Source organism: Pelosinus baikalensis (assembly GCF_020819555.1).
GTDB classification, from domain to species: Bacteria; Bacillota; Negativicutes; order DSM-13327; family DSM-13327; genus Pelosinus; species Pelosinus baikalensis.
The window spans coordinates 32,746-47,317 of the sequence record NZ_JAJHJB010000012.1 but is presented as its reverse complement, the minus strand read 5'-3'; the positions used below and the strand labels follow the sequence as shown (position 1 = coordinate 47,317).

The following is a 14,572-nucleotide window of genomic DNA, read 5'->3' as shown; positions in this document are numbered from 1 at the left end:
ATTTTTCTAAATGATAGCAGGCCTTTTTAGGTTAATGTCTCCATTTCTAGAATAGACCAAGTTTACAAAACATCTATAATTTTTACAAATTAAGTAATTTTAGAAGGAGTTCATCCATAAAATGTGTAATATTAATTTAAGGTATTAGGTCTTAAATGATGAAATAAATGTACTTTTCAAATTAATATTCATATAATTCTGAAATATGATTCAATAAAAGAACCATTGATAGTTTTACATACCGCTACTTAAGGAGCCGCTGCATGAAGACACAGACGCTACAGCAACAAATTAAATTATGGACAGTTTTGCTTATTGTTGTCCCCAGTTTACTGATCATGACGATTTATACGGTTGGACAGATTTCACTAGCTAAACAACAAAATCTAGAATTAATCGAGCAGCGAGTACATACTCAAAAGCGATTAATTGACTATTGGCTGGAAGAGAGAGCTGAAAATATTCGTGACCTAAGCCGGACAGAAGCTTTTCGAACTTTAGACGAGTCACAAATGGAACGTGCTCTTTATTTCAAGCAGCAGCTTGATAATTATTTTGATTCATTTTCATACATTGATAAAAAAGGATTTTTTAAAATTTCTACTTTAACTTTAAAACAGCGCAATTCTCCTGCAATCGATAATCCCTATTTTGAAGCGGCCAAGGCAAGAAAATCATATGTATCAAATGTAGTTATTGACCCGAATAGTGGTCAGCCCATAATTAACATTTCTTCCCCTATCTATGATTATAATGGAGATTTCCAAGGGCTAATACTTGGATCAATCAAAATCGTAACATTAGAAAAACTCTTACGCGAGAATTGGATTGGCCAAACAGGAGAAATCTTTTTGATTAACCGAGAGGGTACCATGCTTACCGATCCACGGCACCTTAATTTGCAAGCTGACAAAGACATCGTCAAAGATGCAGCTAAAACGAATTTTAAACTTACAGAAAATACATTTCGCTCTATAGCACCTGGCGAGTCAGGTACAACAACTTGGATTGATTATCTAGGAAATAAAGTTCTAGGTGCTTATCTAGACGTACCTGAGCGAGGTTGGACGCTAATCGGCAAGATCAACGAAGATGAGGTGCTAGCCCCTATTTATAAACAACTGGCAATGATGACTAGTGCTACAGCCATTTTAATATTACTAATTCTCCCCTTGGCTAAGAAGATAACCAATCAGATTAAATTACCCATTGATTGGTTGATTCGGCAATCGAATCAAGTAGCAACTGAAAACTACCAACTGGTTGATCAATACAACGCCTCCAAAAATATGCCCTATGAATTAGACATCTTATGCGAAACATTCTTCAATATGAGTCACAAAATAAAAAACACAGTCAGTCTACTCAAACAAAATGAAGCGAAACTAGGAAATCATATGCTAGAAATACAAAAAATTAACGCTACCCTGGAAGAAGAAATGATGGAACGACAAGCAGCTCAAGCTGCACTCGTTAATCTAAATATTGACCTGGAAAATAAAATTAATGAGCGAACACAAGATTTACAAGATATGAATGCAGCTCTCGAAGAAGAAATCATGGAGCGCCAAGCAGCCCAAGAAGCTTTGAATAAAAAAAACCAAGTCATCAAGAACATTGCTTATTCTGATAGTCTCACTGGCCTACCTAACCGCGCACTTTTAAATAAGCGTCTAAAGAAAGAAATGGAAAGAACTCGCTGCGGTGAATCAGCCGGCGCTGTCTTGTTCATTGATTTAGACGATTTAAAGATGGTAAACGATACCTTTGGTCATACATATGGTGATGCCCTAATCACCATGGCCGGAAAACGGATCGTGGAAACTGTTAGTGATCATGGTTTTGTTGGTCGCATTGGTGGAGATGAATTTATGGTAATTTTATCTGGTGAACATAACCGTAAAAACATCATTCATAGCGCTGACATGATTGTTGAAGCTTTCAACCAGGATATGGAAGCCCTTGGAATTCGCTTTCATACTTCAGCCAGCGTTGGCATTGCTGTATATCCTACTGATGGAGACACAACGGAGGAAATTTTCAAAAATGCAGACAACGCGATGTACGCAGCCAAGAAAGCGGGGAAAAACTGTTGGCGCTTCTACGAAACAACAATGCAAATAGAAGCCTATGACAAAATCCTGCTCATCAATAGTTTGCGTCACGCAATCGAAAATCAAGAGCTATCATTACATTATCAACCACAAGTAGACATGAACGGCTGCACTGTTGGATTTGAAGCACTACTTCGCTGGAATAGCCCAGAACATGGTGCAATATCACCAACCCGCTTTATTCCTTTAGCCGAACAAAACGGTCTCATACAAAAGATTGGAAATTGGGTTCTCAGAGAAGCAAGTCATTTCGCACGTAGATTAGTCGATAACGGCTGGGGGCATATTCATGTTGCCGTTAATGTATCTCCCTATCAATTATGCGCCGATGACTTTATCGATGGCGTAAGAGAAGCACTCTTTAACGCAGGAATTGAACCTAACCAGCTGGAAATTGAAATAACTGAAAATGCATTAATTGAATCATTAGAAGAAAGTACTCATATTCTTGAAAAAATTCGAATAATGGGAGTGCGCTTGTCTCTGGATGATTTCGGCACAGGCTACTCTTCCCTAACCTATCTTCAGCGCTTACCAGTAAAGACCTTAAAAATTGATAAAGCTTTCATCGATATGATCTTGACGAATAAAGCACAAAAAGCCATTATTCGAACGATCATAGACATGGCTCACATTATGAAGATGAACGTGGTTGCTGAAGGTGTAGAAACAGAAATACAAATTGCATATTTAGCAAAATGTCACTGCGATCTTTTGCAAGGATACATAATCAGCCCTCCATTACCAGAAGCTGAAGCGATTGATTTCCTTTCTTATTGTAAACAATAAAATGAAGAGCTGCCCCTTCTGATTTACTTCAATTATGAAATAAACAAGAAGGGCAGCTTTTTTACTATACAATAGTAGAAACATCTAACCAATTTGCGCATCAGTGATTACTCCACCCATTAGAAGAGTAATCATCGCCGTATAAACAGGAATCAGATTTACAGTAAGATTAGCAATACTTGCACCAACCGTACGAACTGATAAATTCCATATAGAAAACCTGCATAATATTTCCACCAGTCAAAATTTTTAATTGTTCAATGTAATAAATTTTAGTATAATCATTGATATAAACTATGATTGGACGTGAGGATAATGGAGCTTCGTCATTTAGAATATTTTATGACCATGTACCAAGAACTTCATTTTACAAAAGCAGCTGAAAAATTAAATATTTCTCAACCTACCTTAAGTCAGCAAATTCGTATTTTAGAAAGTGAAGTAGGCTCTCCCCTATTCGATCGAATTGGCAAAAAGGTTTTCGTCACCAAAGCGGGTAATATTCTCTATCATCATTGCTTACAAATTTTTGGAGAATTAAAACAAGCACACACTGCGATTGAAGAATTAGAAGGATTAAAGCGAGGTCATCTTGTTGTTGGCTGCTCTGGAAGTCATTTGCTAATTTCTTCTGTTGTAAAATTTCATACCCGCTACCCTGGTGTTAAAATATCCATTGTGCAACTATCAACAGAAGAAATAAAAGAGCAATTACTAACAAATGAATTGGATATTGGTATTGCCTTTCTTCCATTAGATGATCTTCAATTAGAAAACCTTCATCTCTATACCGAAGAATTATGTATTGCAGTGCACAAAAACAATCCACTTGCCAAGCACTCAAACGTAGCTTTGGAAATGCTAAAATCCATCCCCATTGTTTTACTCCCTCCGAAATATATCATCAGACAATTTATTGATCAAGCTACAGAAAAACTCGGTTTTCTATTAAATCCTATGATAGAAATAATGCCTTTCGAGCATTTATTAGAAATTGTAGGCCGTGATATTGCAGTAACAATTCTTCCTCGTTCTTATATTAATAGTTTCGGAAATGACAATATAACCTCCATCCCTATAGATGACCCTCACATGAAAAAATCCATGGGCGTTATCTATCGAAAAGACATCATTATTCCTGCAGCCACTGATAAATTTATAGAAGAATTAATACTTGGATTCAAAAATTTTCATTTCTAACAAATTCCATAATGCCTCTTCCCCTTTCAGCAAAGCTATGATAAGATAAACAAATATTTAATTTTTGCAGAGGATGACGATATTGAAAAACATAACAAACAACCGCCGTATATACCTGCTACTGATCCTAGTTGTGGTTCTCTGGGGGGTTAATGTGGTATCTATTAAGTATCTCACTCACTTTTTCCCACCACTAGCATTGGCTCCAATACGCTTATTTTTAGCAAGTGCTTTACTCTTGCCCTTTGCATGGCGACAGCATGGTTATAAGAAACTATCGAGCAGAGAATGGGGCCCCATCATTGGTGTTTCGATGTTCTGTATTTTTCTTCATCAAATAGTACTCACCACCGGATTGACTGCCACAAGCGGAATACATGGGGTTCTTATTTTGGGACTCAATCCCTTATTTACAACTATTTTTGCTAGCTTGCTGCTAAAAGAAGAATTTACCTGGGCGAAAGGAATCGCAATACTGTTTGGATTCAGCGGCTTATTATTAGTTGTTTCTGGCAGCTCAGAAGGCGGCGCTACACTGACTGGCGACGGGATGATGTTTATTGCAACCATCACCTTTGTCATAGGATCTTTATTTGTAAAAAAAGCTACTTTATTTGTCCCCCCTTTAATCGTTACTGCCTATAGTCACTGCTTAGCCGCCATTGGTTTACTGATCTTGGGTCTCTTTGTAAATCCGATATGGAACTATCCAGGTGCTTACGATTTTTGGCCGATTGCAGTTTTACTATTTTCCAGCTTCTTTAGTACGGCGTTAGGAGCATTATGGTGGAATACAGCAATACAGCAAGTTGGTGCTTCTACATCCTCCCTTTTCCAAAATGGCTCTCCTATAATAGGAGTACTTGCATCAGCTATCTTCCTGGGAGAACAGCTATATTGGTATCACTTTGTGGCTCTTTTACTTGTAATCTTAGGAGTCAGCTTAGGCACAGGAGTCATTCGTATTCCAACCCGTTTACTACTGCTAGGCAGCAAACTTCGTCATTAAGAGAATATGTCACTACAAAGAAGGTCTTACGATAATCCGGTAAGCCCTTCTTTTTTTATTTTTGCCCTAGTTAATTTTCTAGCATGCTACAGTCATTAATTCTATAATAATACATAGAGGTGATGGAATGAAAAAACTAGGTGATTTTCTTATTTCCCCACATAGAAGTACCGAGATTGTCATGGGTAATACGGCTATCGTCCGTGGAATGATTGAATCAGGTGTTAGAGTTGTCACATCCTATCCTGGTTCCCCCACACCAGAAATTGCTGCAGCTATAACAGCAATTCCCAAAGACAAAAACCCTCTTTATTTTGAGTTTTCCACCAATGAAAAGGTCGCCACAGAAGTTGCCTTTGGTGCTTCTATCAATGGGCACCTGTCAACCGTCTTTTTCAAAAGCGTAGGACTAAACGTTGCTGCCGACACCTTTGTTCAGCTAGGACACATGGAGGTAATCGGGGGCATGGTGATTGTAATCGGTGACGACCCAGGAGCTAATTCATCGCAAAACGAACAAGATAATCGTCATTACGCCCGCCTTGCCTATGTTCCTATGTTAGAACCATCAACACCCACTGAAGCCTATACTATGTTTAAAAAAGCCGCTCAACTATCCATAGAACGTTATATGCCAGTGATTCTAAGAATGACTACCCATGTGTGCCACGCAAAAGAAAAAGTTACCTTTTCCTCGTGGACGCCTCTGCCCCTTAATCATTCATCCCGCTTTAACGTAGACAATGGCCCCTATATACCATTAACTACGAAGCTGGTCCTGCCTTTAAAACGGCGAGCCCTAGAAAAATTAGCTCAATTTGCTGCCGATGCAGATACATCCTCTCTAAACACTGTTATTAACAATAACAACCCTCTTTATGGAATCGTAACTATGGGAGCACCCTTTCAATCCTTACAAGATGTATTAGAGGAAACAGCGCTAAAGCCTGATATCCTAAAACTAGGTATTATTCATCCTCTGCCGAAGCAGCTAGTTGCCGATTTTCTTCGTCAGCACAAGGAAGTCAAAATCGTAGAAGAATTGGATGACTTCATCGAGCAGCAAGTGAAGGCACTCGCTTATGATATGGATATCTCCACGAAGATAATCGGTAAACAAGACTATGAAGACTGGCTGAATGAATATACCCCTGAAAAAGTATCTACAATTCTTCAAAAAACATGGCCTCACTTACTCGCGAATAAAAAGCCGCGCATCCCTCTTTTGCACTGGTCACCCAGGCCAGCACAGCTATGCCCAGGATGCGGGCATCGTTCCGCATTTCATGCTATTAAGCAGGCTCTTGATCCAAATGATATTACGGTTGCTGATATCGGCTGCCACACCCTTGGTATTATGGAACCTTATAATATGGGGCAAGTACTATTGTGCATGGGGCATAGCAGTGGTACTGCTGCCGGTCTTTCCCTCTTTAATAACAGCCGTAAGGTAGTTGCATTCCTGGGAGATTCCACCTTCTTTCACGCTGGTTTACCGGGAATTATTAATGCAGTTTTTAATCATCACAACTTCACTCTGATTCTCTTGGACAACGGAACTACCGCTATGACTGGTCATCAAAGTCATCCTGGCGTCGGTTACAATGTTAATGGTCCAACAGAAAAGATCACAATACGACATGTATTAGACGGCATTGGGATTACGAATATCCGTGAAATCGATGCCTATGCACAAGCGCAGTTAACAGAAGCAGTCAAAGCAGCCCTTACTGAAAAAGGATTTAAAGTAATCATAGCCAAACACCCCTGCATGCTAAAAGCAATGAGAGAGCGTAATGCAGCAGGGAAACCACTGCCTCCCTCTGTAGAAATTACAACCGACTGCAATCAAAACTATACCTGCGTGAGTGCCTTCGCATGTCCAACATTTCAGCACAACGATGACGGCAGCATAATCGTCCATAAGGATCTTTGTATCGGTGACGGATCATGCAAACAAACCTGTCCGACAAAGGCCATCCTTCATAAACGCCCAAAAAAGGAGGACAATAGCTGATGCCTGACATAAAGATGGATATTTACATTATTGGAGTCGGCGGACAAGGCATTGGCCTGTTGAGTGAAGTGATAATCAGAGCTGCTGACTATGCTGGATTTCCAGTGCGCGGAACCGATACCCATGGTCTTGCCCAACGTGGCGGTACCGTATCATCCTGTGTTCGTATCGGCTCACATGCCCATTCTGCTCTTATTCGGACAGGATGTGCTGATATGGTCATTGCCTTGGAAAAAAATGAAGCCTTACGCGGTCTTAACTCCCATCTAAGAGATGGTGGAACACTGATATATTACGATACCCAGTGGCAGCCTCTGCTGGTCAGACTAAAAAAAGAATGTCTTTTAAAATCAGAAGACATCAGCGCTGAGTGCCAATGCCGCAACATCCTGGAATACCAGATAGCACCTACAAAATTAAGTAACCCTAAAATGCAAAACATTGCCCTTCTTGCTAGCATTGCAAAACACAATAAAATTCCTGGTATAACCCCGCTGCACTATGAATTAGCCCTTAAAGATCTGCTAGAAGGAAATAAACTAGAGCACAATCTCTCCCTCTTCCGCTCCCTAATAGCAGCATTATGATGAATAAATCGGCTTGCATAACCCCAAAAGGGTGCTGCAAGCCGATTACATGTGGTTATTCTTCTCTTGATTTGTATTAAGCACTGGCTCCTACCATAATTATTTTAAATCTTGTAAAAAACTAGTACCGTATTCCGGCATCTTCACTTGAAAATTCTCTGCAATGGTTGCACCAACATCTGCAAAAGATGTTCGTAGAGGCAGTTCCTTGCCCTTAGCAAAACGAGGAGAATAAACAAGCAAGGGTACGTACTCTCGCGTGTGATCAGTGCCATGATAGGTCGGATCATTTCCATGATCGGCGGTAATAATCAACAAATCTGCATTTGTCATCTTCCCAAATACTTCTGGTAAACGAGCGTCATACTCTTCTAATGCTTTCCCATATCCTTTAGGATCACGGCGATGTCCGAAGGAAGCATCAAAATCCACTAAATTTAAAAAACTAATTCCAGTAAACTCTTTATCCAAAATCTCAATCCACTTATCCATGCCATCCATATTGGAAACGGTATGAATCGATTCTGTAACTCCCTCACCATTATAAATGTCAGATATCTTCCCCAGGGCAATCACATCAAAGTCTGCATCCTTCAACTCATTCATCACAGTCCGACCAAAGGGCTTTAATGCATAATCATGACGGTTAGCAGTGCGGGTAAAGTTACCTGGCTCTCCCACAAATGGGCGAGCAATGATACGCCCTAACTTATAAGGTTCTTCAAGAGTAATTTCTCTGCAAAATGCACAAATCTCATACAGTTCCTTCACTGGAATAATATCTTCATGTGCGGCAATTTGCAGCACCGAATCAGCAGACGTGTAAACAATAAGCGCCCCTGTTTTCACATGCTCCTCACCTAGCTCCTGAATGATTTGGGTTCCGCTTGCAGGCTTATTGGCAATTACTTTCCGTCCTGTTTTTTCTTCAATTTGGCGAATCAATTCATCAGGGAAGCCATTCGGAAATACACGAAAGGGTTTGGCGGTATAAAGCCCCATGAGTTCCCAATGTCCCGCCATAGTATCCTTCCCTTTTGATAATTCCTGCATTTTCGTATAATAAGCAAGTGAATGTTTTATTGGCTCAATGCCTTGAATGTTTCTAATATTAGAAAGACCGAGTTTTCCCATATTTGGCATGTTAAGACCTTCGCATGCTTTAGCAATATGCCCTAAAGTATCTACATCAAAATCACCAAAATCTGCCGCATCAGGCGCTTCCCCAATTCCAACAGAATCCATCACAACTAAATGAATTCGTTTAAAACTTGTTGTAAGCATATTTTCCTCCTTACCATACATTCTCTAAGATCATTCATATCATGATGAAAGTAAAACATATAATGGTACTATTCATATAATTACCAAGAATATAAAATCTTCAACATATTGTCTAAAAATTCCTCCTGCACTCAAACTATGAAATATCATTTTTATCCTTTTCCTCTTTTGCTTTTTGCAGCTTTTCCTGCTCAATCCCCAGCTCTCTTGCCGCTTCAAACTGCAAACGATGAACGAGAGGTCTTTTTTCTACTAGCCTTTTCTGGTACATACTTTGACCTGCATAAATTCCGGAAAATAAAACGACTAATAGTACTCCGGCTAACAGGCCAGCACCCTGTCCAGGAACTAAGGGCATACTAGAGATAACCAGAAGAATACTGATGAAAGCCAACCAAGAAGTAATCGGATATCCTGGAAGCTGGCATTTTCCTTTAGGTGGACAATCATTGCCTCTTCGCAATTTATAATGAGTGGCAACAATTACTGCATAGGAAAAGAGCAATGCAAAGCCACCAGAACTTACTAAAAAAAGATATACTTGCTGAGGCAGCATAAAGCCAAGCCCAAGTCCTACAAGCATCGCGACCCCAGAGAAAAGAATTCCACGATATGGTACATTGCCCTCATCCTTGATCCATGAGGGAGCATGGCCTTCATCGGCTAAAGAGCGAATCATCCGACCTAGCCCAAACATAGCAGCTAACATAGTAGAAAGTATGGCTGTCACCAATACAATTCCAATTGCATTTCCTGCCCAGCCCAAGTTCCATCTGAGCAAAGCTAAAGCCAGAGGACTTTCCTCAGCCGTCAAAACATTCGTTGGCACTAAGGGCAGCAACACAAGAATGGCTACGATATACAATCCCACTAATCCGACGACCGTATATGTGATGGCTCGCGGCACAATCCTAACAGGATCAGTCGTTTCTGATGCCGCCAAGCCAATAATCTCGAAACCAGCATACGTAAACATCACAATGAGCATACTCCCAGCAATGCCCCATATCCCTGCTGGAAACAGCGGCTCATCTGCTATTGCTCCCAATCCTACAGGTTCAATTCCTGGCATAAAGCCGCCAATCAAAGCCACTCCCAAAGTAATAAAACCGATGATAGCAAATAGTTTGACTGCTGCTAACCCACTCTCTAGCTTACTAAGCTGATTGGCTCCTAATAAGTTGAGCAGTGATACCCCGATAATGATGACAGCCCCTAATAAAGGCAGAGAAATGTTAGGAAGCCATGTACGCAAGATGATAGATACAGCAGTAGCTTCACTGGACATGGCTAAGACCAGACCGCTCCAATATACCCAGCCAACAACAAACCCTGCTCCAGGGCCATATGCGTTTTGCGCAAAAGTTCGAAAAGAGCCAGGTGCTGGATCAGCTACCGTCATTTCTGATAAAGCAAACAGTATAACATAAACGATGGCACCTCCCAATAGATAAGAGATAATAATTCCTGGTCCCGCTGTACGAATCGCTACTGCCGATCCTAAGAAAAATGATCCCCCAATCACAGTTCCAAGTGCCATCATAGCTAATTGCCAAGCTGATAATCCATTTTCTCTTTTTTCCAAATTCAGACCTCCTAATTCGTAAAGAAAATATCACATATTATCAGTATCTCCTTCACCGATTTAAGTTATGATCTTTATATGAAAAATTTCGAAATCAAAATTGATGGCGAGTGATATATTCATACTAAAATGAAATAGTATGATAATTTTCAACTTCTTGTGATTCTTATGAGTCATAATCAATATAATAATAGAAAAGCATAGGAGGTGCTTTATGGATATTGTCAAAAACATCTTAGAAGCCAGTCACTTTGCTCATGAATTCATTTATCACAATCAACCTCTGCTTACTGCTCAGGAAGGTGCTGATTACTTTAAAATTGACACTGGTCAGACTGCACCTACCCTAATTATTAAAACGGATAATAATTTTTTTGCCCTTATTATTTCAGGTAGTTCCAGACGTGTTAAATTAGAAGAACTCTCTTTTCTTTTAGGCTGTAAAAAAACTAGGATGGCAAACCGAGAAGAAGTTGAAGAAAAAACAGGCTTCGATGCAGGGAATCTTCCGTTGATCGGCATACCACTCCCCCACATTTTAGATAAACAGCTGTTTTCCTACCCTTGCGTCTATGGCGGTTCGGGCCAATTAAATCGGACCCTGAAAATTACACCTCTTGCCTTACCACAACTAAATACGGTGATTGCAATTACAACCGTGTTCAGATAAATAATCACCACTGTGGTGATTCCATCGAAACAAAAAACTACTCACATTTTTTAACATGAGTAGTTTTTGTCATCTTACTGCTTCACAAGAGCCATCTTCAGCGGTTCGCCATTAATATTTACATCCGCATACTCCCTTGCTTCATCAAATACAATTTCCACAGCCAGGGTTTCACTTATAATGTAGTCTTTATACTGCTTTACAACGTCTTCCAGAAGAGCATTTCCCGTCATATAGATCTTAATCTTATCCATGACTTCAAACGAACTGTCCTTTCTCATAGTCTGGAGTTTACTAATTATTTCTCTGGCATATCCTTCAATTCGTAACATTTCAGAGATATGGGTGTCGAGAACAACACCAACGTCACCTTCGCCTGCAAAGGCAAAGCCCTCCAAACCACTCATGGTAACCAATAAATTTTCAGCATTAAATTCAATAGGTGTACCATCAATTTCGATTACAATAGACTGACCACTTGCGATTTTCAATGCTAACTCCATTTGATCCATATCTGAAATTGCTTTTCTGATCCCAGGTATAAATCTACCGTGGGTTTTGCCTAGTACAGGCGAATTTGGTTTTACATTATAACTTACATAGTCTGACATATTGGCATTGACTTCTACGTCTTTAAGATTCAATTCTTCCTTAATAATAGCAATGTAATAATCAGGTAGTTCCTTGGTGCTCAGCAGCATTTTGGAAAGAGGCTGCCTATTTTTTATATTAGCCAGATTTCTCGCGCTCCGGCCAAGACCGCAAATCTTGTAAGTCAATTCCATCTCTTTTTCCAGTTGCTTATCAACAAGCTTTTCATCGTATTCAGGCCACCTGCACAAATGAACACTCTCTGGTGCCTTTTCATCAAGCTGTACTACAAGGTTTTGATAAATTTCTTCCGTTATAAAGGGGACGAAAGGTGCTGCTACAATTACCAGATTTTTCAGCACGATGTGTAGAGTAAGATAGGCATGGATCTTATCATCAATCATATCCATCGCCCAGTAGCGAGTTCGATTTCTCCTTACGTACCAGTTTGACAGTTCATCGGTAAATTCTTGGATAAGCTCTGCGGCTTTCGTTATATCATACGCTTCCAAATTTTCGTCCACTTTATGGATCATGGTATTTAACTTGGATATAATCCACTTGTCCATGACATGACTGCTTGTTCTTTCTTGGTACTTGGTAGGATCAAACTGGTCAATCTGTGCATACAGCACGTAGAAAGAATATACATTCCATAAAGTATTCAAGAATTTGCGCTGTACTTCAATTACTGCATCTTCATAAAACCGTGAAGGAAGCCAAGGAGCACTGGCAGTATAAAAATACCATCGCAATGCATCAGCACCTTGATGTTCTAAGACTGTAAACGGACTTAGAACATTCCCTTTATGCTTTGACATCTTAATACCATTCTTGTCCAGTACATGCCCAAGAACGATACAATTTTCAAAGGAACTTTTATCAAATATAGCCGTAGATATGGCAAGCAGGGTATAAAACCAGCCTCTCGTCTGGTCCACTGCCTCTGATATAAACTGCGCAGGGAAGTTTTGCTCAAACAATTCTTTATTTTCAAAAGGATAATGATGCTGCGCAAAAGGCATGGAACCGGAATCATACCAGCAATCAATCACCTCGCTCACTCTTTTCATTTCTTTACCACAAACTCTACATTGCAGCAGCACATGATCAATATAGGGTTTGTGAAGCTCGATATCGTCAGATACCTGAATTGCTTTTTCCTTTAATTCGGCAATACTGCCAATACAATCCCGATGCCCACAATCGCATTCCCAGATGGGCAAAGGAGTACCCCAGTAGCGTTCCCTGCTTAGCCCCCAATCAATAACATTCTCTAGAAAATTACCAAAGCGGCCTTTCTTCACATTGTCAGGATACCAATGAATAGTATCATTATTCTCTAAGAGTTTATCTCGCAGAGAAGACATCCTAACAAACCATGAATCCCGTGGATAATACAAAAGTGGTGTATCACAGCGCCAGCAAAATGGGTAGGAATGAAGATATTTTTCTGCTTTGTAGAGAATGCCTCTCTCCTTCATGGTCTCAATAATTTTCTCATCGGCTTTTTTAACAAACATTCCCTGCCATGGAGTAACTTCTTCTACAAAATTTCCCTGAACATCCACCAAATTAACCAAGGGAAGATCATATTTCTGCCCTACCCGGTTATCATCTTCACCGTAAGCAGGTGCAATATGAACCACCCCTGTACCATCGCTGAGTGTTACAAAATCTCCATGAATAACATAATAGGCTTTTTTCTCTGGAGTAACAAACGAGAACATAGGCTCGTATTCCTGATCAAGAAGCTCTTCGCCTTTAAACTCCCTAACGATCTCATATTCACCTTCAATCCTGCTAAGCAAATCCTTGGCAAGAATCAAATGCTCTTCTTGATTGATAATTTCTACATAGTCATATTTTCTGTTAACGGCAAGAGCTACGTTACTTGGCAACGTCCAAGGAGTTGTCGTCCACACCAAAATTGAAGCATTTTCGTTCTTCAATCTGAATTTAACGTAAGCAGAACTGTCCTTCACATCTTTGTAGCCTTGGGCAACTTCATGGGAAGACAAAGAGGTGCCGCATCTTGGGCAATAAGGGACAATCTTATGTCCTTTGTATAATAATTCTTTATCCCAAAGCTGTTTTAATGACCACCATACCGATTCAATATACTCATTTTGATACGTAACGTAAGGGTTATCCATATCAATCCAGTATGCTACTCGCTCAGACATATCCTTCCACTGGCTGGCATACGTGAATACGCTATCCTTGCACTTCTTTATAAAGTTTTCTACACCATATTTTTCAATTTCTGGCTTGCCGGATATGCCAAGGGTTTTCTCGACCTCCAATTCCACTGGAAGGCCATGCGTGTCCCACCCCGCTTTACGTAAAACCTTATACCCTTTCATTACCTTATAACGAGGAATCAAATCCTTAATGACCCGAGTTACGACATGGCCAATGTGAGGAGCGCCATTAGCCGTTGGCGGTCCATCATAAAAGGTGAAATATTCATTGCCCTCATTCATTTGGAAATTTTTTTGGATAACATCTTTTTCATCCCAAAGAGTAAGAATGGATTTTTCCATTGCTACAAAATTGTTTTTAGGATCAACCTTTTTATACATAGTAAAAACTCCTTTTATCAATATACTTACTACTTTCCTCTGTAATAAAAAAAACTCCGCCCTGCTCAGGACGAAGTTTCACCTTCGTTATACCACCTTATAACAATTCATTCAGATACTACCATACCCTATCCTTTAACG

Annotated in this window: 9 protein-coding genes and 1 other annotated feature (1 of these 10 cut by a window edge); of the genes, 6 read left to right on the top strand and 3 right to left on the bottom strand. The window is 39.9% G+C overall.

Translation table 11 applies throughout. The annotated features are described in order from the left end of the window. Window positions 1-263 precede the first annotated feature (263 nt). The 5 genes from LMF89_RS10540 to LMF89_RS10520 all read left to right on the top strand — a co-directional run bounded on the left by LMF89_RS10540 (window position 264) and on the right by LMF89_RS10520 (window position 7,716). Complete coding sequence (locus LMF89_RS10540; protein WP_229535034.1) at window positions 264-2,903, top strand: bifunctional diguanylate cyclase/phosphodiesterase; 2,640 nt, start codon at window positions 264-266, stop codon at window positions 2,901-2,903. A gap of 315 nt (window positions 2,904-3,218) precedes the next feature. Next, window positions 3,219-4,103: a LysR family transcriptional regulator gene (locus LMF89_RS10535; protein ID WP_229535033.1), complete on the top strand. Its 885-nt coding sequence runs from the start codon at window positions 3,219-3,221 to the stop codon at window positions 4,101-4,103. Between the two features lie 73 nt (window positions 4,104-4,176). Continuing rightward, window positions 4,177-5,112 (top strand): DMT family transporter, encoded by a 936-nt coding sequence (locus LMF89_RS10530; protein ID WP_255711192.1) that lies wholly within the window; start codon window positions 4,177-4,179, stop codon window positions 5,110-5,112. A 127-nt stretch (window positions 5,113-5,239) separates the two neighbouring features. After that, window positions 5,240-7,129 (top strand): thiamine pyrophosphate-dependent enzyme, encoded by a 1,890-nt coding sequence (locus tag LMF89_RS10525; RefSeq protein ID WP_229535031.1) that lies wholly within the window; start codon window positions 5,240-5,242, stop codon window positions 7,127-7,129. Further along, entirely contained in the window at window positions 7,129-7,716 is a 588-nt protein-coding gene (locus LMF89_RS10520; RefSeq protein WP_229535030.1) for a 2-oxoacid:acceptor oxidoreductase family protein, read from the top strand. The genes LMF89_RS10525 and LMF89_RS10520 overlap by 1 nt, the downstream gene beginning before the upstream one ends. 99 nt (window positions 7,717-7,815) lie before the next feature. Here the strand turns inward: LMF89_RS10520 and deoB are convergent, their stop codons facing one another. Both deoB and LMF89_RS10510 read right to left on the bottom strand, forming a co-directional pair. Then, window positions 7,816-9,000, bottom strand: a complete 1,185-nt coding sequence (gene deoB, locus LMF89_RS10515) for a phosphopentomutase (protein ID WP_229535029.1) — start codon at window positions 8,998-9,000, stop codon at window positions 7,816-7,818. Window positions 9,001-9,136: 136 nt separating this feature from the next. After that, window positions 9,137-10,585 (bottom strand): amino acid permease, encoded by a 1,449-nt coding sequence (locus LMF89_RS10510; RefSeq protein ID WP_229535028.1) that lies wholly within the window; start codon window positions 10,583-10,585, stop codon window positions 9,137-9,139. A 214-nt stretch (window positions 10,586-10,799) separates the two neighbouring features. Between LMF89_RS10510 and LMF89_RS10505 the strand changes: the two genes are divergently transcribed. Continuing rightward, window positions 10,800-11,255: an aminoacyl-tRNA deacylase gene (locus LMF89_RS10505; RefSeq protein ID WP_229535027.1), complete on the top strand. Its 456-nt coding sequence runs from the start codon at window positions 10,800-10,802 to the stop codon at window positions 11,253-11,255. Between the two features lie 74 nt (window positions 11,256-11,329). On the opposite strand, the gene ileS is transcribed toward LMF89_RS10505, so the two are convergent. Then, the gene (ileS, locus tag LMF89_RS10500) at window positions 11,330-14,431 is read right to left on the bottom strand and encodes an isoleucine--tRNA ligase (RefSeq protein WP_229535026.1); all 3,102 of its coding nucleotides are present in this window, start codon (window positions 14,429-14,431) and stop codon (window positions 11,330-11,332) included. 63 nt (window positions 14,432-14,494) lie between these two features. Further along, window positions 14,495-14,572 (bottom strand) — a binding site (T-box leader); it runs 141 nt beyond the window's last position.